Genomic DNA, 25,170 nt, shown 5'->3' on the forward strand with positions numbered 1-25,170 from the left:
CAGGTAACGGTCTGCCGATTTGTGCGGCGCAAAAGTCTCGGGTAGAGTAATTACTCGTGCTGAGGGGCACGGAGCGAAAGAGAGAGTCTTTCCACCGGCCCGAAAGTGCCAATGGGATATGGTGTAATTGGCAACACTACGGTTTCTGGTACCGTCATTCTAGGTTCGAGTCCTGGTATCCCAGCTCTGAAATTATTCGGATTTTCCGGACATTTTCAGGTGTTGTGAATCGAAAATCATCGATTTGGAACAAAGCCAAATGTGTGAAACACTAACTTGGCTTGATTGGCGGAGACGCTGATCGGAAAGTACCCGGCCCCATCGTATAGCGGCCTAGTACGCCGCCCTCTCACGGCGGTAACGCGGGTTCGAATCCCGCTGGGGTCACCAGCAACCGGCTCCGGGCAACAGCCCGGGGCCGGTTTTGTTTTGCCGGAAATTTCCCCTTGCCTGAAAAAGCTCCACGGGCGAGCGTCGGATGACTGGCCACCCCGTAATGCACTCCTTCGACCCAAATCAGACCTCAACTGGCATGATGAGGTTGTGACCTCCAACCGCATCCCGCCAGCCGGCGGCCAGGAAATGGAAGCGCAGCCTGCCGGCGTGCGCCTCCTGGAGGAGGTCCGCCGCGACTTGGCAGCTGTTTCGCTGCCGCTGGCCCTGCCGACCGCTGACCAGGCTCGGCTGGAGATCCGGAACTCTGTGGCTCAGCTGGATGATTACGTCCTGCCCCGTTACCGCAGCCTTGACGCTCCGTTGCTGGCCGTCGTCGGTGGCTCAACGGGTGCAGGGAAATCGACTCTTGTAAATGCGCTCGTCGGCCATCCGGTCACGCGTGCCGGCGCCATTCGGCCCACCACTCGCCAGCCCATCCTGCTGCACCACCCCTCGGATGCTGAGTGGTTCGAGGACCAGCGCGTTCTGCCCGGTCTGAGCCGCATCCGCGGAACGCTCGTCCCGGCCGGAGCCCAGGCCGCCGTAACGCCTGCATCCGGCGGTCCGGCCGGATCGCCAGCGGACACCGCGCCCGTCTCGTCATTGGTCCTCGTGGGCGAGCCTGCCGTGCCCGAGGGCATCGCGCTGCTTGACGCGCCGGACGTGGACTCCATCTCCGACGAGAACCGCAAGCTCGCCGGGCAGCTGCTGGCGGCAGCAGACCTTTGGATCTTCGTGACCACCGCCAACCGCTATGCTGACGCCGTTCCGTGGAAGCTGCTGCTGAACGCGGCGTCGAGGGACATCATGGTGGCGGTGGTCCTCGACCGCGTGCCGCCGGCGGCGGAAGCCGAAGTGAGCGAGGATCTGCGCAGCATGCTGGCGAGGGAAGGCCTTGGCGCCGCCCGCCTGTTTGTCATCCCGGAAGTCGCGCTCGGCAGCTCCGGCATGCTGCCGGCGGAAACCGTGGAACCCCTGAAAGCGTGGCTCCGCGGCCTTGCTAACGACGCTGCGGCCCGCGCTGACATCGCACGGCGGACGCTGCATGGTGCGGTGCGGGAACTCGGCCAACGGGTAGGACGCATCGCTGACGCCGCAAAGGAGCAGGGCCGCGCAGCCACTCTGCTGGGCGACGACGTACGGGCCGCCTACCGGGACGCAGGTACCCGGATCATCGACGCCACCAAGGATGGTGCCCTCCTGCGTGGCGAGGTCCTGGCCCGCTGGCAGGACTTTGTGGGAACGGGCGAGTTCTTCCGGAGCCTGGAGCAGAACGTGGGGCGGTTCCGCGACCGGCTTGGGGCATTCTTCCGCGGCGAGCCCGCGCCCGCAGTGAAAGTGGAAACCGCCATTGAAACAGGGCTCCAGGCCGTCATCCTGGATGAGGCTGCCAAGGCTGCGGAGGACGCAGACCAGCGCTGGCGGTCGGATCCGGCAGGCCGGCAGCTCCTGGGAACAGATGACCTCTCGGGAACGAGCCCCGGCTTTGGGGATCTCGTGGCGGCGGAGATACGCGACTGGCAGGCGGGCCTCATGGAACTGATCAGGACTGAAGGGCAGGACAAGCGGACCCAGGCGCGGTGGCTCTCCTTCGGCATCAACGGCCTCGGCGCTGCCTTGATGATCGTCGTTTTCTCCATGACCGCCGGGCTGACCGGCCTTGAGATCGGCGTCGCCGGAGGGACCGCCGTCGTGGGTCAGAAGCTACTGGAAGCCGTCTTCGGCGAGGACGCCGTACGCCGGCTTGCCCGCACGGCCCGTGACGACCTGAACACCAGGTGCCGAAGACTGCTGGCAGCCGAGCAGGAGCGCTTCCTGGACAGGCTGGTCCCGGAAGCCGGGCAGGCCGCCGCCGGGCTCGCCGAACATGCGCAGGCGCTCACCCGGCTGGCGGACGCCACGTGAACCGCCGGGGGAGGGCGAAGGAGGAGACGCGGCTCCAGGGCCGCCTCGACGCTTTGGGCAGGGCCCGGGAGCTGGCCGAGGGCGTGCTTCCCGACGCCGCCCTCGAGGACGTGCTCGCGGTGCTGGAACGTGCCCGGTCGCGGCGGGCGCTGTCGGCCGACCACACGGTGGTGGGCTTCTTCGGGGCCACCGGAAGCGGAAAATCCACCCTGTTCAACGCCGTGAACGGCGCAGAAATCGCGACGGCGGCGGCGCGTCGGCCCACCACATCCGAACCCTTGGCGAGCGTATGGGGAGCAGACGGCAGCGAGCCTCTGCTGGACTGGCTGGATGTGCGCGCCCGCCACCTCGCCGATCCCGTGGACGGGTTTGCCGACGAGGATACCGGGCTGATCCTGCTGGATTTGCCCGACTTCGATTCGACCCGCACCGCAAACCGGGAGATCGTGCAGCGGCTGGTGGGTATGGTGGACGTCCTGGTCTGGGTGCTGGACCCGCAAAAGTATGCCGACGCCGCCCTCCATAACGGCTTCCTGGCTCCGCTGGCGTCACACGGGGCCGTCACGCTGGTGGTGCTCAACCAGGTGGACAGGCTGCCGGCAGCGGACGTCGAGCCCGTGCTGGAGTCGCTGCGGGGGATCCTGGCCCGCGACGGACTGGGCAGGGTGCAGGTCCTGGCGGCCTCCGCACTGACTGGAGCCGGAGTGGACAGCGTGCGGGCTGCCATCCGCCGCGTCGTTTCGCAGCGGGAGGCGTTGTCGCTGCGGCTGTCCGCGGACGTGACTAAGACGGCGGCGCAGTTGGAGGAAGCCTCGGGCCGCGGGGAAGCCGCTGGCGTGAAGAGCGGGACCGTAGCGCGGCTTGCCGATGAGCTGGCTGTGGCGGCCAACGTGCCCCTGGTGACCGATGCGGTGTCAGCGTCGTACCGGATCGAGTCCACCCGGCGCACCGGGTGGCCGGTGACACGGTGGCTGGTCCGACTGAGGCCCGATCCGCTCCGCCGGCTCAACCTGCGACGCAACGCCAGCGCCGAGGTGAACAGGACGTCGCTGCCGCCGGCGGGCGCCCCGGAGCGTGCGCGGACCGATGCTGCGGTCCGACAGTTTGCCGACGCCGCCAGTGACGGTGCACCCGGTCCCTGGCGGGCAGCCATCCGCTCCGCGGCCCGGACGGGAAGGGACCGGCTGCCGGACGCCCTTGACCAGGCCATAGCCGGGGCGGACCTCGGCGCGGGCCGGACGTCCTGGTGGTGGGGCGCGTTCAATGTGATCCAGTGGTTGGCGCTGCTCGCGGCCGTGGCCGGACTGGGGTGGCTGGGTGTGCTTGCCGGGCTTGGCTACCTGCAGCTGCCCGTTCCGGAGGTGCCCCGGGTGGAAGGCTGGCCCGTTCCCACCCTGCTGATTGCCGGCGGAGTGGCACTGGGGATTCTTCTTGCCGTAACGGCCAAATTCATCTCTGCCGGCGTGGCTCGCCGCCGCGGCGCGAGGGCCAGGAAGCGGCTCAATGCTGCCGTGGCGGAGGTGGCGGGCCGGCTAGTGGTGGAACCGGTGGAGGCGGAGGTCCGGAGGCTGGAGTCGTTCAACGCGGCGCTGCGGGCTGCCGCCGGCTAATTCCCACACCCGCCGATCCCCATCCCAGACGGCAGATCCTCATCCCAGATCCCCGGCCCTCGTGCCTGCGGCCCTCAGGACCGCGGCCCTCAGGACCGCGGCCGGTCCTGCAGCCGGTCAGCCGGCTGCGGTCTCCACGGCTGCGGCGGCGTCCCGGACCTTGATCATGGTGCGGAGGTTTCGGGTGGTAGTGGAAGCCTTGTACTTCGGCTTGGCGGACAATTTGCTGAACGGGCTCTCGAGTGTACCGCCGGCGGGCGCCAGCCACGCCAGGGCCTCGGGACCCAGCCGCTCCTGCTCCACGCCGTCCAGCGCTTTCCCCGAGGCGGACAGCTCATCCAGTGCAGCCTTGTCCGAGGCCAGGGTGAGGTAGGTGTGCGTGCTCTTGTCGTCGGCGGGGTAGCGGCACGCGGCCACGAGCTCCGCTACGCGATCCGCTGTCAGTACCACCACCCAGGCGTCGTACCCGAAGGCTTTCCGCAAGGTTGCCTCGAATTCCTTCTTGACCGCGGCAGGGTCCAGATCGCTGGCCAGCACCACGTTGCCGCTGGCCAGCAGCGTCTTCACACAGGTGAACGGTCCCGCCTTTAGGGCTTCCTTGAGGTCAGCCATTCTGATGTTGATGCCGCCCACGTTTATGCCGCGGAGGAACACTGCGTAGCTGGTCATGCGCCCAGACTACTGCCCGACCGCGCTCTACAGCCGAACCGCGCTACTGCCCGATTGGCTCAGGCAGCTTCACGGGACTTCCTCCGGCCAACGTTGTGCCGACGCGATGCCCGGTGTGACCGTGCTTACGGGGCTGGGCCGGACCGATCCAACTGGCTGGGTCCCGGCGATTCGGTTCCCGGCAGGCTGGTTCCGGCGGTTCCAGATCCGGGCAGCCTGGTCCCGGGCAGTGGTGGCGCGGTTGAGTGGTAGGTGTGGCCCGTGGGTGTGGTGATTTCGATGGTGTGCCGGGGTCCTGGTCTGGGTTGGGTTTTCCAGCCGGGTAGTTCTTTGGTGTGGTTGCAGGCTTCGCAGAGCCCGGCGCCGTTGGCCAGGCTGGTTGGGCCGTTCTCGTGCCAGGGGATGATGTGGTCGTGGTGGCGGATGGGTGCGTCGCAGTAGGGTGTGCGGCAGGTGTTGTCGCGGATCTGGATGAAGCGGCGCAGCTTTGGCGGGAACAGGCGTCTTCGTGAGTCCATGGCGACGAGGTCGCCGGTCCCTGGGGCGGTGTAGAGGCGGCGGAGCCAGGTTTTGAGCTCCTCTCGTCCGTCACTCTTTTCCTGCGTTATCAGCTCCCGTGCCCAGGTGGCGGGGACGGTGCCGTAGCCGGTGAGGCGGGCGGGTTCGGTGTCGGCTTGGTGGAGGGTTCGGTCGGTCATGACGAGGCTGATGTCGATGCCGGTGATGCCGCCGGGGGTGCCGGTGGTCCGTTCGACGAGGGTGTCGGCCTTGATTTGTCCCAGGCTGCGGGGGTCGCCGGTGGCGTGGAGGGTGTCGGCGTGCCGGGTCAGGGCGGCGTAGACCGCGACTCCCTCGTGGGCGGGCAGCAGCGCCGTCAGGTAGGTCATGCAGTCGGGGGCGGGGCGCAGGCTGACGGACCGCTCCGACGCGGCGTGGCTGGCGCGCTGGGTGACGGAGCGTGCGTCCCGCCGGATCGCGGCGGCCTTGACGGTGGCGATGACGGCCCGGGTCCCGGCGCCGTTGAAGGTCCCTGTATCCGCGGCCAGTTCCTCATCGACCGCTGCCCGGTCCTCCACGGTCAGGCAGGCTGTTTCTTTCACTACGTGCATGGTGCGTTCTTCGTTGAGTTGGCCGGTGTCCAGGGCGGTCAGGGTGTGGGGCATTTCGGTGACCAGTGCCTTGCCCATGCCGAGGAGCCGGCCGCCGCGGTGCGGGGACTCGCCGCGGGCCAGGGCGATCTGCTCCGCCGCTCCCATGGTCTGTTCTTTGGGGCGTTTCTTGCCGAGGTCCTCGGCCGCCAGAGTGCTGCCCCTGGTCTGCCCTGGATCGGCCTGCGCAGAATCGGCCTGCGCAGAATCGGCCTGAGCCGCATTGTTGGCCGGTTCCCGACGGTGGCGGAGTTCGAAGGCGACAGCTAGCCGGGCCTGTTGCCCGGCGGCCCAGCATTTGAGTTTCTCCAGCGCCTTGGTCTGGTCGATCAGGCCGGCACCGTCGGCGGTGAGGTCCGCCCGCACCAAAATAGCAGCGGCCGCGAGCCGGTCCGCCAGTTCCACCCGCGTCGTTCCGCTTCCGCGCCGCCCAGCACTCCCGGTGGCGGCGCCGCCGGCCAACGGGACATCTGCAAACTGGACGTCCTTAAAGAGAAGCTCAGGGAAGGGGTCCTCGGGGAAAACGCCGTCGGCAAACTGTCCCCCGGGGAAAGGGTCCTCGGGGAAAACATCGTCCGGGTACACGAAGTTCGGGTCATCGTCCGCGTCATCCGGCAGCCCGCCGTTGGCGAACTGATCGGACGGGAACCCGCCGCCCGGGAACTCATCCTCGGGAATCGCGTCAAAAGGAAAGACTGCGTCTGTAACAACGGCGGTTGGAAGAAGGGCGTCCGGAACTGCGGCAGCCAGCAGAACGCCGCCATGCGGCGCTTCCGCTGTCAGTGCTGCATTCCCCATGCCTTCCATGAACACAGTCTGCCAAGGGGGACTGACAATTAAGGGCCGATCCGGCACCAGATGCGGCGTGATCCAAAAATCTTTTTGGTTCGGTCCTGGGCTGAACACGAGGATAGCGGCTTGTAGCCTGGTCAGGTCTGAGAACGGCCTGATCTGGTGCCCGCTTCGGGGTACGGCTCAGATCTGAACTGGCGGCCAGAACGATCAAGCCGCGGCAGCGTCGCCGTCGTTAGGGCCTGCCGTCGTTAGTATGTCCGCCGGGCCTGCGATAACAGCGTCCGGTCTGAGCCCCGGCTCCCCAAAGGCGACGCTAGTCGTTATTCTTGCGGAGGGCTTCGGTCAGCACGCGGGCCGCGTTGCAGACAACCTCCGCGTGCAGCCGGCCGGGCTGGCGGGTGAGCCGCTCAATCGGGCCGGAAATGGAAACAGCGGCAATGACTCGGCCGGACGGCCCGCGCACCGGAGCGGAAACCGAGGCGACCCCAGGCTCCCGTTCGCCGAGGCTCTGTCCCCAGCCCCGGCGTCGTACTCCCGCCAGAACGGTGGGCGTGAAGCGCGCGGACTGGAGGCCTTCCAGCAGGCGGTCATGGTCCTCCCAGGCGAGCAGGACCTGGGCGGCGGAGCCTGCCTTCATGGACAGCTGGGTTCCCACGGGAATGGTGTCGCGGAGGCCAATGGGGCGCTCGGCGGATGCAACGCAGACCCGCCAGTCGCCCTGGCGGCGGAAAATCTGGGCGCTTTCGCCGGTGGCATCGCGGAGCTGCATGAGGACCGGCCCGGCGGAGGCGATCAGTCTGTCCTCGCCGGCGGCGGACGCGAGTTCAACCAGGCGGCTGCCGAGGACAAAACGGCCCTGGATGTCGCGGCTCACGAGGCGGTGGTGGACCAGCGCCAGCGCAAGCCGGTGCACCGTAGGCCGGGCCAGTCCCGTGGCAGCGACAAGCTGCGCCAGGGTCGTGGGTCCGGCCTCAAGCGCGTCGAGCACCTGTGCTGCTTTATCAATGACACCGACTCCACTAGAATTGTCCATGTAATGATATTGCCGTCTCATTATCTGAGATGCAAATCTTTTGACTGGCTTATTACAGGGGTCTGCTGTTTCAGTGGAACCAACAACAAACAGCATCGAAGGGAGATGGCCATGGCCAGAACATTGGCCGAGAAAGTCTGGGATGCGCACGTGGTGCGCAAAGGCGACGGCGAAGGTGCCAACGCCCAGCCTGACCTTCTGTACATCGACCTGCACCTCGTCCATGAGGTGACCTCCCCGCAGGCCTTCGAGGGTCTCCGCCTGGCCGGCCGCAAGCTGCGCCGCCCGGACCTCACCATCGCCACCGAGGACCACAACACCCCCACGCTGGACATCGACAAGCCGATCGCCGACCTTACCAGCCGGACACAGATCCAGACCCTGCGCAACAACTGCGAGGAGTTCGGCGTCCGCCTGCACCCCCTCGGTGACGCCGAGCAGGGCATCGTGCACGTCGTTGGCCCGCAGCTGGGACTGACCCAGCCCGGAATGACCGTGGTGTGCGGCGACTCGCACACCTCCACCCACGGCGCGTTCGGTGCGCTGGCCATGGGCATCGGCACGTCCGAGGTGGAGCACGTCATGGCCACCCAGACGCTGTCCCTCAAGCCCTTCAAAACCATGGCCATCAACGTCGAGGGCACGCTGCGCCCCGGCGTGACCGCCAAGGACATTATCCTTGCCGTCATCGCCAAGATCGGCACCGGCGGCGGCCAGGGTTACGTCCTGGAGTACCGCGGCTCGGCCATCCGTGCGCTGTCCATGGACGCCCGGATGACCATCTGCAACATGTCCATCGAAGCAGGCGCCCGCGCCGGCATGGTGGCTCCGGACGAGATCACCTACGCCTACATGAACGGCCGGCCGCACGCGCCGCAGGGCGCCGACTGGGACGCCGCCGTCGAATACTGGAACACGCTGCGCACCGACGATGACGCAGTCTTCGACGCCCAGGTCGACCTGGATGCCAACACCCTGGAGCCGTTTGTCACCTGGGGCACCAACCCGGGCCAGGGCGTCTCGCTGTCGGCCAAGGTGCCGTCCCCGGAGGACTTCGGCGACGAGAACGCCAAGGCCGCGGCCGAACGTGCCCTGCAGTACATGGGCCTGGAAGCCGGAACGCCCATGAAGGACATCCGGGTGGACACCGTCTTCCTGGGCTCCTGCACCAACTCGCGCATCGAGGACCTGCGGGCCGCGGCGGACATCATCCGCGGCCGGGAGAAGGACCCGAAGGTCCGGATGCTGGTAGTCCCCGGCTCGGCCCGGGTACGCCTCGAGGCCGAGGCCGAGGGGCTGGACAAGGTCTTCAAGGACTTCGGTGCAGAATGGCGCTTCGCCGGCTGCTCCATGTGCCTGGGCATGAACCCGGACCAGCTGGAGCCGGGGGAGCGGTGCGCCTCCACCTCCAACCGCAACTTCGAAGGCCGGCAGGGCAAGGGTGGCCGCACGCACCTTGTTTCGCCGGTAGTTGCAGCCGCCACGGCCGTCCGCGGAACGCTGAGTTCGCCGTCGGACCTCGATCCGGCCCCGGAATCCGCAGCCCTCACCACCGACGCCGCCTAGGAAGACGCCATGGAAAAGTTCACCACCCACACCGGCATTGGCGTTCCGCTGCGCCAGAGCAATGTTGACACGGACCAGATCATCCCCGCCGTGTACCTTAAGCGCATCACCCGCACCGGCTTTGAAGACGCGCTGTTCTCAGCGTGGCGCAAGGACCCTTCCTTCATCCTGAACCAGGCGCCGTTCAACGCCGGGTCCGTGCTGGTGGCCGGCCCGGACTTCGGTACCGGGTCGTCCCGTGAGCACGCCGTCTGGGCGCTCAAGGACTACGGCTTCCGCGCCGTGCTGTCCTCCCGGTTCGCCGACATCTTCCGCGGCAACTCGGGCAAGCAGGGACTCCTTGCCGCCCAGGTTGCCCAGGATGACATCGAGCTCATCTGGAAGACGCTCGAGAACGCGCCCGGGACTGAGGTGACGGTCGACCTCGCCTCCAAGACCGTGACCTGCGGCAGCGTGGTTGCGCCGTTCGAGATCGACGACTACACGCGTTGGCGCCTGCTCGAGGGCCTCGATGACATCGGACTGACCCTGCAGCACGAGGAGGACATCACCGCGTACGAAGCGACGCGGCCGTCCTTCAAACCGCTTACGCTGCCGGCCAGGACTTCCTGACGGGATAACCAAAAAGCATCAGCAGGAGGCCCGCCGTGCACAGCCGCGGCGGGCCTTTCTGCTGCCCCCGGTTCGGTAGCCCGAGCCCACACGCCCGCGTCAGTATTTCGGTTCGGTAACGCGAACTCATATGCTTAGCTGGTGCCTTTGTAAGGATTTGGGGGGCGAGTAGTCGTGAGGAAACCGGTAAATGAGTAGTGTTCTGACAATTCGCGGAGGCGTCCCGCTAACTGGCCGTGTCAGCGTCCGCGGTGCCAAGAACCTTGTGCCCAAGGCCATGGTAGCCGCGCTGCTGGGCAACGAGCCCTCCGTGCTGCGGAACGTTCCGGAAATCAAGGACGTCGAGGTGGTCACCAGCCTGCTGCAGCTGCACGGGGTGACCGTCGAGAAGGACCCCGTCAGCGGCGACCTGACCCTGGATCCCAAGGCAGCCAAGACAGCGCCCAGCACGGCCATCGACGCCCACGCCGGCGACTCCCGGATTCCCATTCTGCTGTGCGGTCCCCTGATCCATGCGATCGGCGAGGCCTTCATCCCGGACCTGGGTGGCTGCAAGATCGGTGACCGGCCCATTGATTACCACCTGGACGTGCTGCGGCAGTTCGGTGCCGTCGTCGAGAAGCGCCCGGGCGGCATCCACATTTCCGCGCCCAGGGGGCTGCACGGGGCCAAGATCTCCCTGCCGTACCCCTCCGTTGGGGCCACGGAACAGGTCCTCCTGAGCGCAACCCGCGCCGAAGGCATCACCGAACTCTCCGGTGCCGCCACCGAGCCCGAAATCGTCGACCTCATCGCCGTGCTCCAGAAGATGGGCGCCATCATCAGCGTCCAGACGGACCGCACCATCCGCATCGAGGGCGTCCGCGATCTGGGCGGCTACAACCACCGGGCCCTGTCGGACCGCAACGAGTCGGCCTCCTGGGCGTCGGCGGCGCTGGTGACGCGCGGCGACATCTTCGTTGAAGGCGCCTCGCAGCGCGACATGATGACCTTCCTGAACACCTTCCGCAAGGTGGGCGGCGGCATGGACATCGGCGAGGACGGCATCCGCTTCTACCACCGCGGCGGCAAGCTCAGCCCACTGGTCCTGGAAACGGACGTCCACCCGGGCTTCATGACCGACTGGCAGCAGCCCCTCGTCGTCGCCCTGACCCAGGCCGAAGGGGTGTCCATCGTGCACGAGACCGTCTACGAGAACCGCTTCGGCTTCACCGACGCCCTCATCCGCATGGGCGCCAGCATCCAGGTGCACCGGGAATGCCTGGGCAGCGTGCCGTGCCGCTTCGGCCAGCGGAACTTCCTGCATTCCGCCGTCATCTCGGGCCCCACGCAGCTCAAGGGTACCGACATCGACGTGCCGGACCTCCGCGGCGGCTTCAGCCACCTGATCGCCGCACTGGCCGCCACGGGCACCTCCCGGGTGACCGGAATCGACATCATCAACCGCGGCTACGAGCGGTTCACCGAGAAACTGGCCGGGCTCGGCGCCGACTTCGACATCTCGTCGGCGAAGTAGCGGGGGCCCGGTGAAAGAATCGGCCAAAAGCCACACAACGTTCGTGATTATCGCCGGCATTGTCCGGCCGGTCCTGAACCTGATCATGAACAAAAAATGGGAGGGCACGGACAAGCTTCCCGCTGGCGGCTTCATCGCCGTGCCCAACCACTGCACCGAGATCGATCCCCTCGTGATCGGGCACATGCTGTACAGCAACAAGCGCGCCCCGCACTTCCTGGCGAAGTCAGGCCTCTTCAAGGTCCCGGTGATGGGTGCCGTACTGCGCGCCACCAAGCAGATTCCGGTGGAACGCTCGACGGCGGGGGCTAACCGTTCGCTGCAACTCGCCCAGGAGGTTGTGGCGGAGGGCGGCGCGATCATCATCTACCCCGAGGGCACGCTGACCCGCGACCCCGACCTGTGGCCGATGAAGGGCCACACCGGCGCCGCCCGCCTGGCCCTTGAAGCCGGCATCCCGGTGGTTCCGGTGGCGCACTGGGGAGCGCACGAGCTTTTTCCCCGCTACGCCAAGCGGTTCCACCTGTTCCCGCGCAAGACGTCCCGTATCCTTGTCGGCGACCCCGTTGACCTCTCGCGCTTCGAGGGCCGGCCCCGGGACAGGGCCACACTGGCGGAAGCAACGGACGTCATCATGGATGCCGTGACAGGACTCCTGGCCGAGCTCCGCGGGGAGCAGCCGCCGGCACGGCGTTGGGACCCTGCCGCCCATAACCAGACGAAGCACGGCCGCGACGTCGAGCGGGGCGGGAAATGACGCCTGTCTACGAGCGGCCCGGTTCAGCCGTATCCGTGGCAGTCCTTGGCGCCGGTTCGTGGGGGACCACGTTCGCCAAAACGCTGGCCGACGCCGCTACGGCCTCGGGGGTTGAGCGTAGCATCCGAATTTGGGGCCGCCGGGCGGAAGTCGTTGCTGAGATTAACGACAACCACCGCAACCCCCAGTACCTCGCCGACATCGACTTGCCGCTGAGCATCACCGCGTCCACCGACGTCGCGGATGTGCTGTCCGGAGCTGACCTGGTGGTCCTCGCTGTTCCCGCGCAGTCGCTGCGCCTCCAGCTGCGCAAGTGGAAGCCCCTGATCGGGCCCGATGCCCTCGTGGTGTCCCTGATGAAGGGCCTCGAACTGGGCTCGGACGCCCGCATGAGCGAGGTCATCGCCGAGGAACTCGACATCCCTGCCGACCGCATCGCCGTCGTGTCCGGCCCTAACCTGGCCATGGAGATCGCCCGGGAGGAGCCCACGGCCTCCGTGGTTGCCTGCGCCGATGCCGCCGCCGCAGGCTGGATAGCCAGAAGCTGCACCGCCCCGTACTTCCGTCCCTACACCACCTCCGACATCGTGGGCGTCGAGATCGGCGGCATCGTCAAGAACGTCATCGCGCTGGCCGTGGGCATCTGCGAGGGTAAGCAGATGGGGGACAACACCAAGGCCTCGGTGATTACCCGCGGCCTGGCCGAAACCTCCCGCCTCGCCCTGGCCCTCGGCGGCAAAGCCCACACCATGGCCGGCCTGGCCGGCCTCGGGGACCTGGTGGCCACCTGCTCGTCACCGCTGTCCCGGAACCACACCGCCGGGCGCCTGCTGGGACAGGGACTCACGCTGGATGAGGTGGCCCAGAAAATGACCCAGACGGCAGAGGGCATCAAGTCCGGCCAGGCAGTCCACGAACTCGCCGGCAAGCTCGGCGTCGAAATGCCCATCACGGCGGCCGTCGTCGCGGTCCTCGCCGGAAAATTGTCCGTTGACCAACTCGGGCCGCTCCTGCTGTCCCGGGAACTTAAAGCCGAAGGCGATTACTGACAGTGTCGGAAGAAAACTTGACCGCAGCGGACAAGACCAACCAGAGCCAGACAACCCCTGACCGGCCGCGGGTCGCCATCCTCTTTGGCGGCCGCTCCAGCGAGCACGCCGTCAGCTGCGTGACCGCCGCCGGCGTGCTGGGGGCCATCGACCGGAACAAGTACGACGTCGTTCCCATCGGCATCGCCAAGTCCGGCCAGTGGGTGCTCGCGTCCGGGGACACGGCCCGGTGGTCACTCTCCGCTACCTCGCTTCCGGAGGTTCCGCCGTCGGCCCAGACTGTAAGCCTCACGGAGATCGGCGGAGCGCACCAGCTCATCGTGACGGCCCCCAACGAGGTGCCGCAGGAACTTGGCACGGTGGACGTGGTGTTCCCGCTGCTGCACGGGCCGTTCGGCGAGGACGGCACCATCCAGGGGCTCCTGGAACTTTCCGACACCCGCTACGTCGGCGCCGGCGTCCTGGCCTCTGCGGTCGGCATGGACAAGCACTTCATGAAGGTGGTCTTTGAGGCCGCCGGCCTCAAGGTGGGTCCATACATCGCGGTGACCGACCGGCAGTGGCGCAACGACCCCGAGGCAGTCCGCAAACAGGTGGACCTGCTGGGCTTCCCCGTGTTCGTTAAGCCCGCGCGCGCCGGATCCTCGATGGGCATCTCCAAGGTGGACTCGCTTGACGGCCTGGACGCCGCCATTGAGGCGGCCCGCGAACATGATCCGAAGCTGGTGATCGAGGCCGGCATCGTGGGCCGGGAAATCGAATGTGCCGTGCTCGAGGGCCGCGGCGGCGAGGCCCCCCGCACGTCCCTGCCCGGCGAAATCTCCGTGGCCGCCGGCGAGCACGAGTTCTATGACTTCCAGGCCAAGTACGTGGACGACGCGGCCGCCCTGAGCTGCCCCGCGGACATGCCCGAGGAAGCGATTGCCCGCGTCCGCGAGCTTGCTGCCGCGGCGTTCGATTCCGTGGGGGCGGAGGGACTGAGCCGGGTCGACTTCTTCTACACGCCGGACGGCGACCTCATCATCAACGAGATCAACACCATGCCCGGGTTCACGCCGAAGAGCATGTACCCGCAGATGTGGGCGGCCACCGGCCTGAGCTATCCGGAACTGATCGACGAGCTGATCCACCTGGCGCTGACCCGCAAGACCGGCCTGCGCTGATCCGTTATTTGCTAGTGGGCAGGTCCTGGACTTCCTGCTGGCCCACGCACTTGCGGCTGGCCTTGATCTTCGCGGCCGCCGCGGACAGGTCGGCCAGGACGGTGGCCGAGCTGATCTTGTCCGGATCCATCAGGATTTCGGTGGCCGGTTCCCGGCCGTAGGTGGTCAGGGTCCACACGGGGTCACCCTCCTTGATCACCCAGTCGACGTCGTTGACGCTCACGCAGCGGTCAGTGGTGGGCCCGGGGACGTTGACCCCGCACCGCAGGACCACCCGGGACGGGTCACCCCAGGCGGCGGTCGCCTGGCTGTTGGTCTTGCGCAGGCGGGCGTCGCCGATGGCATCCGGGAGCGCCACCATCATCGGCGCGCAGGCAGGATTGGCTGCGTCGGCGGCGGGGGCAACGTCGACGGCGGGTGAACAGCCGCCCAGCGCCAGTCCAGTCAGCGCGGCGGCGGCTGCCACCTTCAGCCTGCGGACGGGATTCTGGGCGCGCTGGAAGTGCATCCTTCAAGCCTATCGTTCCGCGGGGAGCCGGGCGGACCGCCGGGTGCCGCCAGCACTCCCTGGCAGCCGGGCCGGAAACATGCCATCCGAAAATGTCTGTCCGTGGCGGTAGCGTAGTGGCGTGCCCCAAACATCATTGACTGTCGCCCAACTGTCGGAAGCGGAGCTTCTGGCCCGGATTTTCCCGCGCCTGGAACTCAGCGCGCTGCACAGCGCCGCCGTGCTCCTCGGACCGGGCGATGACGCCGCCATCGTTGCGGTGCCGGACGGCAGGACGGTCATCAGCATCGACACCCAGGTCCAGGACCAGGATTTCCGGCTTGAGTGGAACAACGGCTACCGCACCACCGGCTATGACGTGGGATGGAAGGCCGCTGCGCAGAACCTTAGCGACATCAACGCCATGGGTGCCTCGGCAACCTCGATGGTGGTCAGCCTGACCCTGCCACCGGACACTCCCGTCGGGTGGGTCGAGGACCTGGCGGATGGACTCACAGCAGCCATCGGCAAGCTGGGCGCGGGGGCGTGCTCGGTCGCGGGTGGAGACCTTGGCCGTGGCCGCGAGCTGTCGGTCACCGTTGCAGTCCTCGGCACGCTCGACGGCGGCCAGCCGGTCCTGCGGTCCGGCGCCCGGGAAGGCGACACGGTGGTGATCGCCGGGCGGGCAGGCTGGGCCGCTGCCGGGCTGGCACTGCTGGAGTCCGCCCATCATGTGAGTTCGCTGACGCCCGAACTGCTGTCACTGCTTGAGCTTCAGTGCCGGCCGGAGCCGCCCCTGGAGGCCGGGCCGCTGGCGCGGAAGTCCGGCGCCACAGCCATGATGGACATCTCCGACGGTCTGGTACGGGACGGAACCAGGCTGGCCGTGGCCAGCCGCGTTGTGGTGGACCTGGATCCAGGGCAGCTTGGCCAGCTCGCCGGGCCCCTCCGCCCCGCGGCCACCCTCCTGGGCGCCGACCCGCGCGCCTGGGTACTCGGCGGCGGGGAAGACCACGGGCTTCTGGCCACATTCCCCGCGGGCATGCAGGTGCCGCCCGGGTTTACTGGGATAGGCTCAGTACAGGCCTGCGGCGCAGACAAGGCGCCGGGCGTGACGATCGCGGGACGGCCCGCTGACTCCGTGGGATGGGATCACTTTGCAGACTAAGGTTGCCGCGAACGCGCAAGCGATGAAGCGGTGGTTGGGCAAGGCCGAAACCGCACTGGGCAACCACAGCGACCGCCTGAACGCCATCAACATCTTCCCGGTGGCGGACGGTGACACCGGAACCAACCTGTACCTCACTGTCCGTGCCGCATCCCGGGCTCTCCAGGATGCCGCCGTCGCCGACGCCGGCCAGGAGGCGCCCTCCGGCCAGGATCCGCAGCTCAACGACGTGGGTGCCGTGCTTGCGCGCGCCGGCCAGGCGGCGATGGAGCAGGCCAGGGGGAACTCCGGCACGCTGTTCTCCGTATTCCTCTGCGCCGCGGCTGAACCGCTGGCCGGGCATGCCAGGCTCACCTCCTCGCTCCTCGCCGCCGCCCTCAACCGGGCGCAGATCAGGGCATGGTCCGCGCTCAGCGACCCGGTTCCGGGCACCATGCTCTCTGTCATGGAAGCAGCAGGACGGGCCGCCGCGGCCGTCGACGCCGGGCAGAACGGCAACGACAGCAACCATGCCCTTGGCCTGGTCCTGGATGCGGCCGTCGCAGCCGCCCTCGAAGCCGTGGTCCGCACGGAGGGACAGCTCGATGCCCTGCAGGCCGCGCACGTGGTGGACGCCGGCGGCGTGGGAATGCTGCTGATTCTGGATTGCCTCCGTTCGGCCGTGCTCGGCGAGGAGCTCCGGAGCGAACTGCTGGACGGCCTGCACGGGTACGATCTCCAGGACCCCCACATCCACACCGACATGCCTGACGACGACGGCGTGGAGGTCATGTGCACCATCAGCCTGTCCCCGCTGGACGCAGCCACGCTCCGGCAGCGCCTGGATGAACTCGGGGACTCCGTGATCATGAGCCAGGTTGGCCCCTCCGCTGACGCCGAGGGCCGGTACCGGTGGCGGGTCCACGTGCACGTTCCGGACCCGGTTCCGGCCCTCGGACTGATCAGGTCGCTGGGCGAGCCGTCGGACGTGTCCGTCAGCGAGCTTGCCCTGCCCCGGGATCCGTCAGGAGAAGTGAGCGCAGAAGGAAGATGAACGTCGAACTGGAAGTCGGCCTGGAGCGCCGGATCGGCAAACGCTCCGCGGCCGTGATCGAGAAACACCTGGGCATCACCACGGTGGGCGGCCTGCTCAACTACTATCCGCGCCGCTACCTCAACCGCGGTGAACTGACGCCCATCAGTGAACTTCCGCTCGATGAGGAGGTCACCCTCATCGCCCGCGTCGTGTCCAACAGCAAGCGGCAGATGCGCGCCCGGAAGGGCTTCATCATCGACGTCGTCATCACCGACGACGCCGGGACGGGCACGCTGAAAATCAGTTTCTTTAATGGCCGCCGCGCCAAGAATGAGCTGCAGCCCGGCCGGCGGGCTATGTTCTCCGGCAAGGTGACGCGCTACGCCGGTTCACTGGGACTAACCAACCCGGACTACCAGCTGCTGGACGAGGACCCTGATGTCCCCGGCATGGACCCGGAGAAGCTCGCGGCCATGCCCATCCCGGTTTACCCGGCCACCGCACACCTCACCAGCTGGTCCATCCAGAAAGTCATGACCGCCCTGCTGCAGACCGCGGACCTGGATGCCCTACGGGATCCGCTGCCGGCGGCCATTTCGGCCCGGGAGAAATTCCTGCCGCTGCCGGAGGCCTACCGGCTCATCCACGCCCCGGAGACCGCGGCGGACTGGCGCAAGGCCCGCGACCGGTTCCGTTACCAGGAGGCGCTGGTTCTCCAGTCGGCCCTTGCCCGGCGCCGTGCCCAGCTTGCGTCCGAGGAGGCCACCGCCCGCCGCCCCGTGCCGGAGGGACTGCTCGCAACGTTCGACCGCCAGTTGCCGTTCACCCTGACAGCGGGCCAGTCCGCCGTCGGCAAGACCCTCTCGGCGGAGCTGTCCCAGGACGGGCCCATGAACAGGCTGCTGCAGGGCGAGGTCGGTTCCGGCAAAACGATTGTGGCGCTGCGGGCCATGCTCCAGGTGGTCGACGCCGGGGGACAGGCTGCACTGCTGGCGCCTACGGAAGTGCTGGCTGCACAGCACTTCGATTCCATCCGCCGCACGCTCGGCCCGCTGGCCCGCGACGGGCTCCTGGGCGGGGTGGGCGACCATTCGGTGCAGGTCAGCCTGCTCACCGGTTCCATGCCGACCGCCGCGCGCAAGCAGGCGCTGCTCGACGCCGCTTCCGGCACGGCCGGGATCGTCATCGGCACCCACGCGCTGCTGAGCGACAACGTCACCTTCTTTGACTTGGGCCTGATCGTGGTGGATGAGCAGCACCGCTTCGGCGTGGAACAGCGCGATGCCCTGCGTGCCAAGGCCAGCAAGCCGCCGCACCTGCTGGTCATGACCGCCACCCCGATCCCCAGGACCGTGGCCATGACGGTGTTCGGCGATCTCGAAACGTCCGTGCTTGACGAACTGCCGGCCGGCCGTGCGCCGATCACCACGCACGTCGTGGGACTCGCCGAGAATCCCGCCTGGGCGACCCGCATCTGGTCCCGTTCCCGTGAGGAGATCGAGGCCGGACACCAGGTGTACGTCGTGTGCCCCAAGATCGGGGCGGACGACGACGGTGACTTCACTCCCGGTGAAGCGGAACCTGAGCCCGGGGAACTGGAGGGAGACGGAGCCGCACGCGAACTGGCCTCCGTGACCGCCGTCGTCGAGCACCTCAAGGAGGAACCCGCCCTGGCGGGAGTGGCGCTGGCGCCGCTCCACGGACGCCAGGACCCGGTGTTGAAGTCGGAGACCATGGCTTCCTTCACCGCCAACCAGACCAAGCTTCTCGTCTCCACCACCGTCATCGAGGTGGGCGTGGACGTGCACAACGCCACCCTGATGGTCATCCTGGACGCGGACCGCTTCGGCATCTCCCAGCTTCACCAGCTCCGCGGGCGCGTGGGCCGGGGTGGGCTGCCGGGCACGTGCCTGCTCGTGACCACGCTCGAACCGGGACACCCAAGCCGGCGCCGGCTGGATGCCGTGGCGGCCACCACCGACGGATTCGAGCTGTCACAGGAGGACCTCAAGCTCCGCCGTGAGGGTGACATCCTCGGCGCCTCGCAGTCCGGTGGCCGGTCCACGCTGAAGCTGCTCCGCGTACTGGAACACGAGGACATCATTGCCCGGGCCAGGCGGGACGCCCAGAAGATCGTCGCCGCAGACCCCGTGTTGTCCGGCTACCCGGCACTTGCCGAGGCCATTGACGAGTACCTGAATCCCGAGAAGGAGGCGTTCCTTGAACGCGGCTAGCACGAACCCACCCCGGCCGGCGCAGTCGGGGGAGGGGGTATGAGCAGGATCGTTGCAGGAGCCGCGGGCGGAACCCCGCTGGCCAACGTTTCGGGGTCCCTGACACGGCCCACCACGGACCGGGTCAAGGAGGCGCTGTTTTCCCGGCTGGACGCGTTCAACGTGCTCGGCGGCGCCCGGGTCCTGGACCTGTATGCCGGATCCGGGGCGCTGGGGGTCGAGAGCGCCAGCAGGGGTGCGGAAACGGTCGATCTGGTGGAGTTCGACGCCAAGGCCAGCTCCGTGTGCCAGCGGAATGCCGACCTCATCAACGGAGTCCTGGGCCACAAGGCCGTCACGGTGCACCGGTCCAAGGTGGAGTCCTTCCTGGACCGCGCGGCCGAAGACGCCGTATGGGACGTCGCCTTCCTGGATCCGCCATACCCCCTCGATGAGCCCGCGCTGGCGTCTGTCCTGGCGAAGCTGGCGCCGCACCTCAATGACGGTGCCGTGGTGGTGGTCGAACGTTCGTCCCGCGCTCCTGAACCCCGGTGGCCGGACGGCCTGGAGCGGTTCGCCGAGAAGAAGTACGGCGAGACCCGGCTGTGGTACGCGGAACCTTCCAGCGGCCAGGATGTGGACCTCGCGCTGGAGGCCGGGGACTGAGCTCCTGATCCGCAGCCGGACTAGTCCGACAAGAGGTCCAGTTCCACACCCGCAAGGACCTTGGCCGGGTGCGGCCCGCGGGCGGTGAGCGCGGCGGACCACTCGGGAGGCCATGGCTTGCGGGTGCCGGCAAGGATGATGTTTCCCGGATACTTTCCCGTGAACATGCCCGACTCGGCGCAGGCGGCGACATCCGTCATGGCCTCCCGCAGCGCGGCCACCTGGCTCCGGACGAGCGTCAGGCCCGGTTCATCGCCCACGTTGACGATCAGCACGCCCCGTTCCGTGAGAAGTGCAGCGGCTTCCTCGTAGAACCCGGTGCAGGCGATGTGCGCCGGCGCCTCCGGGCCGGAGAAGATGTCAAGGATGACGACGTCGAAGCGCAGCTCCGCGGGCAGCTCCGCCAGGGCCGCACGGGCATCCCCGATGATGGTGTGGAGGTCGGTGCCCTCGGGCAGCGGCAGCCGCTCCAGCACGAAGTCCAGCAGCTCACGCTCCAGCTCCACGGCATACTGCACGGAGCCGGGGCGTGTCGCCTGGATGTACCGCGCCAGGGTCAGGGCGCCGGCCCCCAGATGCAGCGCGCGGATGGGCTCACCCCACGGAGCGGCGAGGTCCACGACATGGCCGATGCGGCGCAGGTATTCGTAGAAGATGTCCTCGGGGTCGGCCAAATCCACGTGGGACTGCTCGGCCCCGCCGATGCTGAGCACGAACCCGCCGTCTGTATACGTATCCGGTTCGATGACGGCATGCTGGCCGGTGGCGCGCAGGAAGCGCGATGCCCGGGCGCCGTCGGCCACGGTCAGAGCCTGTCCTGGAGGGTCGCCAGCCGTGCGGCCGCCTCCTCGAGGACTTCCGCCCGTTTGCAGAATGCGAACCGCAGCAGGCTGCGCGTCCGCTCCGCGCCCTCGGGGTGGCAGAACACGGGTACCGGGATCGCCGCCACGCCCACCAGACCGGGCAGGCGCCGGGCCAGGTCCACTGAGTCCCGGATGCCCAGCGGCGAGGTGTCCACATTCACGAAGTACGTGCCGTCGGGCGTGAACACGTCCAGGCCGGCGGCGCGCAGCCCCTCGCTGAGGATGTCGCGCTTTTTCCGCAGTGTGGCGGAGATGCCCTCGTAAAACTCGTCGGGCAGCGCCAGGGCGGTGGCGATGGCGCTCTGGAACGGGGTGCCGGAACTGTACGTGAGGAACTGCTTCACCGTCCGGACCGCTGCCACCAGGTGCTCCGGGCCGCTCAGCCAGCCGACCTTCCAGCCGGTGAAGGAGAACGTCTTGCCCGCCGAGGAGATGGTGACCGTCCTGTCGGCGGCACCCGGCAGCGTGGCCACCGGTATGTGGCGGGCGCCGAACGTGAGGTGCTCGTAGACCTCGTCGGTGATGATGATCGCGTCATGCTTCCGGGCGAGGGCGACGACGCGCTGAAGCACCTCGCGCGGGAAGACCGCACCGGTGGGGTTATGCGGGTTGTTCAGCAGCACCACTTTGGTACGGCCGGTGAACGCCGCCTCCAGCGCTGCGGAATCAGGCAGAAAATCGGGGGCCAGCAGAGGGGCCGCGACATGCGTGGCGCCGGAGAGCCCGATGATCGCGCCGTAGGAGTCATAGAACGGCTCGAAGGTCAGGACCTCATCGCCGGGGCCGACGAAGGCAAGCAGGGACGCGGCGATGGCCTCGGTGGCGCCGGTGGTGACGACGATTTCAGTGTCCGGGTCCGGTTCCAGGCCGTAGAACCGGCTCTGGTGCGCGGACACGGCCTTCCGCAGCTGGGGGATCCCCTTGCCGGGGGCGTACTGGTTGGAGCCTTCGGCGATCGCGGCCTGGGCGGCCGCCTTGATCTCCGCGGGGCCGTCCTCGTCGGGGAAACCCTGCCCCAGGTTGATGGCGCCGGTCTGCATGGCCAGCGTAGTCATCTCCTCGAAAATCGTCACGCCCAAGGCGCCGTCACTTGCCAGCAAATTCGCCCCGGTGGCTGCACGCTGCCAGGGCGCCGGAAGTGTCTGTGTCATTGGTTTCCTGCCTGTCTGTCAGCCGCGGCCCCGTGGCGGCCGGTGCCCAAGTCATGGTATCCCGGCCCGCCGATACGGTAGGTTCGGAGCATGAGACGCGCCGTATGCCCAGGCTCCTTCGACCCCATCCACAACGGACACCTCGAGGTCATCGCCAGAGCCGCGAGCCTGTTCGACGAAGTGATCGTCGCCGTGTCCACCAACTATGCCAAGAAGTACCGTTTCCCTCTGGAGGAACGGATTGAGATGGCCAGGGAGACCCTGGCCTCCCTGCGCGGCATCGTGGTGGAACCGGTCGGGGAGGGCCTCCTGGCGGAGTACTGCAAGCAGCGCGGCGCGTCCGCCATCGTCAAAGGGCTGCGGTCGTCGTCGGACTTTGACTACGAGCTTCCCATGGCCACGATGAACCGCCAGCTGAGCGGAGTGGAGACCGTGTTCCTTCCGGCGGAGGCCCACTACCTGCACCTGTCCTCCACCCTGATCAAGGAAGTGGCAACCTTGGGCGGCAGCGTCTCAGAGTACGTCCCCAGATCGGTGCTGAAACGGCTTCTTGCTGGCGCGCCTGCCGCCGGCCAGCCCTCCAGGGGGTAGGCTTATCCGGTACGTTTCCGGTGCACGCCGGCCGCGTGCCCCGGCGTGGCATCCGGTTTGAGTCCGTCAGGGAGTTCAGGCTAAGATGGTACGTCGGTCATATGTTCAACAGGAGTTCTCATTAAGCGAGATGCAAGTTCGCCCTTGATGTTCGATGTCAAGGACCTCGGACGCAGTCCGGGGAGCATGCGTACACTGACGGAACATGTACCCGCGCCGGGGGATCTCGGCGTGGCGCTCATTGGCGTTCAGGAAGGCTCGGATATCGAGCTCGACCTGAGGCTTGAGGCCGTACACGAAGGAATTCTGGTATCAGGAACCGCCCTCACCGAAGTAAAAGGTGAGTGCGGCCGATGCCTGGATCCCCTTGCGTATGACCTTGAGGTCAATGTGCAAGAACTTTTCTTCTACGAAGGCGCACTGCCTTCCGACGAGGAAGACGATGAAGAGCAACGTCGAGTCGAGCACGATCTGATCGATCTTGAGCCGGTGTTGCGGGACGCGGTTGTTACCATGCTGCCGTTCCAGCCGGTGTGCCGGGAAGACTGCCAGGGCCTGTGTTCCGAATGTGGAGCGCGCCTGGAAGACGAGCCGGGGCACCACCACGAGGTCGTAGATCCTCGCTGGGCTGCCCTAGCTGATCTGGCTAAGCCTGACCGGCAAAATTGATTTGTAAGTGTTTTTCTAGAGAGAAATGAGTTAGCCGTGGCTGTTCCCAAGCGGAAAATGTCTCGCTCGAATACCCGCGCCCGCCGCTCCCAGTGGAAGGCAACTGCCCCCCACCTGGTGAAGACCATCGAGAACGGCCAGGTCACCTACAGCCTGCCGCACCAGGCAAAGGTCGTCACCGACTCGGCTGGCACTGCGCTGTTCCTTGAGTACAAGGGCCGCAAGGTCGCGGACGTCTAATCGGCCCCCAAGCTGATCAGGATGTCTTCAACTGAAGAGCTTCTGAAGCGTCTCGGTGTCTTCATTGACGCCGGGACGCTTCGTCTTGCTCTGACACACCGTTCGTACGCCTACGAAAACGGCGGCATACCCACCAACGAGCGCCTTGAGTTCCTGGGCGACTCGATCCTGGGCTTCTCCGTCACCGACGCGCTGTACCGCGACAACCCGACGCTTCCCGAGGGCGACCTTGCCAAGCGCCGGTCGGCCGTGGTGAGTACCCGGGCCCTCGCCGGCATCGGCCGGAGCCTGGGCATCGGGGACTACATTTACCTGGGCCAGGGGGAGAAGCTCACCGAAGGCAAGAACAAGGCCTCGATTCTGGCCGACACCATGGAGGCCCTCATCGGCGCCACTTATGTGTCCAACGACATCGAGACCGCCCGCCAACTGGTGATGCGCCTCATCGGACCGCTCCTGAAGGACGCCGCCGCCCTGGGCGCCGGCACGGACTGGAAAACCAGCATCCAGGAGCTGGCCGCGGGACGCCAGCTGGGGAGCATCTACTACGCAGTCGAGGGCTCCGGCCCCGACCACGCGCGCACCTTCGTTGCAGTACTCCAGATCGGCGGAACTGCCTATGGAAAGGGCTCGGGCCACTCCAAGAAGGAAGCCGAGCAGGAAGCCGCAGCAGACGCCTGGCGGAAGCTCTCGGGTGCGGAGGCGAAAGTCTCTGGCGTGGAGACTGCGCCGGCGGACGCCTCCGGTGCCCCGTCGGAATCCGCCGCGGGCAGCTAAGCGTCTGTGCCTGAACTTCCCGAAGTCGAGGTAGTCCGCCGCGGCCTGGTCAACTGGGTGCGCGGCCGGACCATCACCGGCGTCGACGTGGTTGACCCGAGGTCCGTGCGCCGGCATGCCCTGGGACCCGAGGATTTCGCCGGGAACCTTGAGGGGGCCAAAGTCCTCGACGTCGTCCGCCGCGGTAAGTTTCTTTGGATGCCTCTGCAGGGGGACGGCGCGACGCGCACTGACACACATGCCGGCGGTCCAGGACTGCCGGGTGTCGCGCTCATGGCCCACCTCGGCATGAGCGGCCAGCTCCTGATACAGGACAGCTCCGTCCCGGACGAGAAACACCTGAAAATCCGCCTGCGGCTGAGCCCCGAGGGAACCATGCCGGAGCAGCTCCGGTTCGTGGACCAGCGGATCTTCGGGGGCCTCTTCGTCACCACGCTCGTTCCGACGGACGACGGCGGGCCCGGCGGGATCGCGGAGAACCCGGTGCCGGTCATCGCCGAGGAAGCCTCGCACATCGCGCGCGATCCCCTGGACCCGCATTTTTCCTTCGACACTTTCTACCACCGTCTCCGGAAGCGGAAAACCGGGCTGAAACGCGCACTTCTCGATCAGGGACTCGTCTCCGGGATCGGCAACATCTACGCCGACGAGGCCCTGTGGCGGGCCAAGCTGCACTATGCGCGCCCTACCGACACCCTCCGGCGGGCGGACGCCGAGCGCGTCCTTGACGCTGCCCGCGACGTGATGACCGACGCGCTGGCTGCCGGCGGGACCAGCTTCGATTCCCTGTACGTCAACGTCAACGGCGCATCCGGCTACTTTGAGAGGTCCCTCAACGCCTACGGCAGGGAGGGGGAGGAATGCCGGCGCTGCGCGGCCGCGGGGATCCGCAGCATCCTAAAGCGCGAGCAGTTCATGAACCGTTCCTCCTACACGTGCCCCGTGTGCCAGCCGCGGCCCCGCAACGGCCGCTGGTGACCATTCCCACCCTGCTTCGGAGGGCCCGGAAGGCCCTAAATCCGGGGATCCCGGCCCGTTAGCCGCTAGATTTGGTGGAGGATTAGCACCCGCT

23 protein-coding genes and 2 tRNA genes are annotated in these 25,170 nt (G+C 67.4%); 19 read left to right on the top strand and 6 right to left on the bottom strand.

The annotated features are described in order from the left end of the window. Positions 1 to 112 precede the first annotated feature (112 nt). The 4 genes from AC5RWD_RS17230 to AC5RWD_RS17245 all read left to right on the top strand — a co-directional run bounded on the left by AC5RWD_RS17230 (position 113) and on the right by AC5RWD_RS17245 (position 3,950). Positions 113 to 184, top strand: a tRNA-Gln gene (locus AC5RWD_RS17230). 130 nt (positions 185 to 314) lie between these two features. After that, positions 315 to 390 (top strand) — tRNA-Glu (locus AC5RWD_RS17235). Between the two features lie 192 nt (positions 391 to 582). Beyond that, positions 583 to 2,340 carry a dynamin family protein gene (locus tag AC5RWD_RS17240; RefSeq protein ID WP_494021228.1) on the top strand — a complete coding sequence of 586 codons (1,758 nt, stop codon included), beginning with the start codon at positions 583 to 585 and terminating at the stop codon, positions 2,338 to 2,340. Then, a complete protein-coding gene (locus AC5RWD_RS17245; RefSeq protein ID WP_494021184.1) occupies positions 2,337 to 3,950 on the top strand; it encodes a GTPase in 1,614 nt (537 codons plus the stop codon). Before AC5RWD_RS17240 ends, AC5RWD_RS17245 begins: the two co-directional genes overlap by 4 nt. A 117-nt stretch (positions 3,951 to 4,067) precedes the next feature. Here the strand turns inward: AC5RWD_RS17245 and AC5RWD_RS17250 are convergent, their stop codons facing one another. From AC5RWD_RS17250 to AC5RWD_RS17260, 3 genes are all read right to left on the bottom strand, one after another. Next, positions 4,068 to 4,619, bottom strand: coding sequence for a DUF1697 domain-containing protein (locus AC5RWD_RS17250; RefSeq protein ID WP_494021185.1), 552 nt, complete (start codon positions 4,617 to 4,619; stop codon positions 4,068 to 4,070). Positions 4,620 to 4,744: 125 nt separating this feature from the next. Further along, positions 4,745 to 6,574 carry an HNH endonuclease gene (locus AC5RWD_RS17255; protein WP_494021186.1) on the bottom strand — a complete coding sequence of 610 codons (1,830 nt, stop codon included), beginning with the start codon at positions 6,572 to 6,574 and terminating at the stop codon, positions 4,745 to 4,747. Positions 6,575 to 6,875: 301 nt separating this feature from the next. Further along, entirely contained in the window at positions 6,876 to 7,595 is a 720-nt protein-coding gene (locus tag AC5RWD_RS17260; protein WP_043420062.1) for an IclR family transcriptional regulator, read from the bottom strand. A gap of 111 nt (positions 7,596 to 7,706) precedes the next feature. Here AC5RWD_RS17260 and leuC point away from each other — a divergent pair, with 111 nt between their 5' ends. The 6 genes from leuC to AC5RWD_RS17290 all read left to right on the top strand — a co-directional run bounded on the left by leuC (position 7,707) and on the right by AC5RWD_RS17290 (position 14,258). Continuing rightward, positions 7,707 to 9,161 carry a 3-isopropylmalate dehydratase large subunit gene (gene leuC, locus AC5RWD_RS17265; RefSeq protein WP_494021187.1) on the top strand — a complete coding sequence of 485 codons (1,455 nt, stop codon included), beginning with the start codon at positions 7,707 to 7,709 and terminating at the stop codon, positions 9,159 to 9,161. Between the two features lie 9 nt (positions 9,162 to 9,170). Beyond that, complete coding sequence (gene leuD, locus AC5RWD_RS17270) at positions 9,171 to 9,773, top strand: 3-isopropylmalate dehydratase small subunit (protein WP_494021188.1); 603 nt, start codon at positions 9,171 to 9,173, stop codon at positions 9,771 to 9,773. A gap of 190 nt (positions 9,774 to 9,963) precedes the next feature. After that, positions 9,964 to 11,289 (top strand): UDP-N-acetylglucosamine 1-carboxyvinyltransferase, encoded by a 1,326-nt coding sequence (gene murA / locus AC5RWD_RS17275; protein WP_494021189.1) that lies wholly within the window; start codon positions 9,964 to 9,966, stop codon positions 11,287 to 11,289. A gap of 10 nt (positions 11,290 to 11,299) precedes the next feature. Beyond that, positions 11,300 to 12,046: a lysophospholipid acyltransferase family protein gene (locus AC5RWD_RS17280; RefSeq protein WP_494021190.1), complete on the top strand. Its 747-nt coding sequence runs from the start codon at positions 11,300 to 11,302 to the stop codon at positions 12,044 to 12,046. Beyond that, positions 12,043 to 13,095: an NAD(P)H-dependent glycerol-3-phosphate dehydrogenase gene (locus AC5RWD_RS17285; RefSeq protein ID WP_494021191.1), complete on the top strand. Its 1,053-nt coding sequence runs from the start codon at positions 12,043 to 12,045 to the stop codon at positions 13,093 to 13,095. The genes AC5RWD_RS17280 and AC5RWD_RS17285 overlap by 4 nt, the downstream gene beginning before the upstream one ends. A gap of 17 nt (positions 13,096 to 13,112) precedes the next feature. Further along, positions 13,113 to 14,258, top strand: a complete 1,146-nt coding sequence (locus AC5RWD_RS17290; RefSeq protein ID WP_494021229.1) for a D-alanine--D-alanine ligase family protein — start codon at positions 13,113 to 13,115, stop codon at positions 14,256 to 14,258. A 4-nt stretch (positions 14,259 to 14,262) separates the two neighbouring features. On the opposite strand, the gene AC5RWD_RS17295 is transcribed toward AC5RWD_RS17290, so the two are convergent. Further along, complete coding sequence (locus AC5RWD_RS17295) at positions 14,263 to 14,766, bottom strand: DUF3515 family protein (protein WP_494021192.1); 504 nt, start codon at positions 14,764 to 14,766, stop codon at positions 14,263 to 14,265. A gap of 121 nt (positions 14,767 to 14,887) precedes the next feature. Here AC5RWD_RS17295 and AC5RWD_RS17300 point away from each other — a divergent pair, with 121 nt between their 5' ends. Genes AC5RWD_RS17300 through rsmD form a run of 4 tightly spaced genes read left to right on the top strand, consistent with a single transcriptional unit; the run spans position 14,888 to position 19,807 of the window. Next, entirely contained in the window at positions 14,888 to 15,913 is a 1,026-nt protein-coding gene (locus AC5RWD_RS17300; RefSeq protein ID WP_494021193.1) for a thiamine-phosphate kinase, read from the top strand. Between the two features lie 22 nt (positions 15,914 to 15,935). Further along, positions 15,936 to 16,946, top strand: coding sequence for a DAK2 domain-containing protein (locus AC5RWD_RS17305; protein ID WP_494021194.1), 1,011 nt, complete (start codon positions 15,936 to 15,938; stop codon positions 16,944 to 16,946). Further along, positions 16,943 to 19,162, top strand: a complete 2,220-nt coding sequence (locus AC5RWD_RS17310; RefSeq protein WP_494021195.1) for an ATP-dependent DNA helicase RecG — start codon at positions 16,943 to 16,945, stop codon at positions 19,160 to 19,162. Before AC5RWD_RS17305 ends, AC5RWD_RS17310 begins: the two co-directional genes overlap by 4 nt. A gap of 39 nt (positions 19,163 to 19,201) precedes the next feature. Next, the gene (rsmD, locus tag AC5RWD_RS17315) at positions 19,202 to 19,807 is read left to right on the top strand and encodes a 16S rRNA (guanine(966)-N(2))-methyltransferase RsmD (protein ID WP_494021196.1); all 606 of its coding nucleotides are present in this window, start codon (positions 19,202 to 19,204) and stop codon (positions 19,805 to 19,807) included. A 20-nt stretch (positions 19,808 to 19,827) separates the two neighbouring features. Here the strand turns inward: rsmD and AC5RWD_RS17320 are convergent, their stop codons facing one another. Both AC5RWD_RS17320 and AC5RWD_RS17325 read right to left on the bottom strand, forming a co-directional pair. Beyond that, a complete protein-coding gene (locus AC5RWD_RS17320; RefSeq protein WP_494021197.1) occupies positions 19,828 to 20,610 on the bottom strand; it encodes a spermidine synthase in 783 nt (260 codons plus the stop codon). A gap of 2 nt (positions 20,611 to 20,612) precedes the next feature. After that, the gene (locus AC5RWD_RS17325) at positions 20,613 to 21,821 is read right to left on the bottom strand and encodes an aminotransferase class I/II-fold pyridoxal phosphate-dependent enzyme (protein ID WP_494021198.1); all 1,209 of its coding nucleotides are present in this window, start codon (positions 21,819 to 21,821) and stop codon (positions 20,613 to 20,615) included. 90 nt (positions 21,822 to 21,911) lie between these two features. On the opposite strand from AC5RWD_RS17325, the gene coaD reads away from it, so the two are divergent. The 5 genes from coaD (at position 21,912) to mutM (ending at position 25,076) form a co-directional block, all read left to right on the top strand. Next, positions 21,912 to 22,412: a pantetheine-phosphate adenylyltransferase gene (coaD, locus tag AC5RWD_RS17330; RefSeq protein ID WP_494021199.1), complete on the top strand. Its 501-nt coding sequence runs from the start codon at positions 21,912 to 21,914 to the stop codon at positions 22,410 to 22,412. A gap of 144 nt (positions 22,413 to 22,556) precedes the next feature. Continuing rightward, positions 22,557 to 23,081, top strand: a complete 525-nt coding sequence (locus AC5RWD_RS17335; protein WP_494021200.1) for a YceD family protein — start codon at positions 22,557 to 22,559, stop codon at positions 23,079 to 23,081. A 36-nt stretch (positions 23,082 to 23,117) separates the two neighbouring features. Further along, the gene (rpmF, locus tag AC5RWD_RS17340; RefSeq protein ID WP_003806041.1) at positions 23,118 to 23,321 is read left to right on the top strand and encodes a 50S ribosomal protein L32; all 204 of its coding nucleotides are present in this window, start codon (positions 23,118 to 23,120) and stop codon (positions 23,319 to 23,321) included. 21 nt (positions 23,322 to 23,342) lie between these two features. Beyond that, a complete protein-coding gene (gene rnc / locus AC5RWD_RS17345; protein ID WP_494021201.1) occupies positions 23,343 to 24,098 on the top strand; it encodes a ribonuclease III in 756 nt (251 codons plus the stop codon). Between the two features lie 6 nt (positions 24,099 to 24,104). Next, complete coding sequence (mutM, locus tag AC5RWD_RS17350) at positions 24,105 to 25,076, top strand: bifunctional DNA-formamidopyrimidine glycosylase/DNA-(apurinic or apyrimidinic site) lyase (protein WP_494021202.1); 972 nt, start codon at positions 24,105 to 24,107, stop codon at positions 25,074 to 25,076. The last annotated feature ends 94 nt before the right edge of the window (positions 25,077 to 25,170 follow it).

The sequence above is a fragment of the Arthrobacter sp. CMU6 genome (genome assembly GCF_059090205.1).

Bases quoted from the DNA above. Each gene is read 5' to 3' on its own strand.
- AC5RWD_RS17240 (WP_494021228.1), top strand. From the start codon at position 583: ATGGAAGCGCAGCCTGCCGGCGTGCGCCTCCTGGAGGAGGTCCGCCGC.
- AC5RWD_RS17250 (WP_494021185.1), bottom strand. From the start codon at position 4,619: ATGACCAGCTACGCAGTGTTCCTCCGCGGCATAAACGTGGGCGGCATC.
- AC5RWD_RS17255 (WP_494021186.1), bottom strand. From the start codon at position 6,574: ATGGAAGGCATGGGGAATGCAGCACTGACAGCGGAAGCGCCGCATGGC.
- AC5RWD_RS17260 (WP_043420062.1), bottom strand. From the start codon at position 7,595: ATGGACAATTCTAGTGGAGTCGGTGTCATTGATAAAGCAGCACAGGTG.
- leuC (WP_494021187.1), top strand. From the start codon at position 7,707: ATGGCCAGAACATTGGCCGAGAAAGTCTGGGATGCGCACGTGGTGCGC.
- leuD (WP_494021188.1), top strand. From the start codon at position 9,171: ATGGAAAAGTTCACCACCCACACCGGCATTGGCGTTCCGCTGCGCCAG.
- murA (WP_494021189.1), top strand. From the start codon at position 9,964: ATGAGTAGTGTTCTGACAATTCGCGGAGGCGTCCCGCTAACTGGCCGT.
- AC5RWD_RS17285 (WP_494021191.1), top strand. From the start codon at position 12,043: ATGACGCCTGTCTACGAGCGGCCCGGTTCAGCCGTATCCGTGGCAGTC.
- AC5RWD_RS17295 (WP_494021192.1), bottom strand. From the start codon at position 14,766: ATGCACTTCCAGCGCGCCCAGAATCCCGTCCGCAGGCTGAAGGTGGCA.
- AC5RWD_RS17305 (WP_494021194.1), top strand. From the start codon at position 15,936: ATGAAGCGGTGGTTGGGCAAGGCCGAAACCGCACTGGGCAACCACAGC.
- AC5RWD_RS17310 (WP_494021195.1), top strand. From the start codon at position 16,943: ATGAACGTCGAACTGGAAGTCGGCCTGGAGCGCCGGATCGGCAAACGC.
- rsmD (WP_494021196.1), top strand. From the start codon at position 19,202: ATGAGCAGGATCGTTGCAGGAGCCGCGGGCGGAACCCCGCTGGCCAAC.
- AC5RWD_RS17325 (WP_494021198.1), bottom strand. From the start codon at position 21,821: ATGACACAGACACTTCCGGCGCCCTGGCAGCGTGCAGCCACCGGGGCG.
- coaD (WP_494021199.1), top strand. From the start codon at position 21,912: ATGAGACGCGCCGTATGCCCAGGCTCCTTCGACCCCATCCACAACGGA.
- rnc (WP_494021201.1), top strand. From the start codon at position 23,343: ATGTCTTCAACTGAAGAGCTTCTGAAGCGTCTCGGTGTCTTCATTGAC.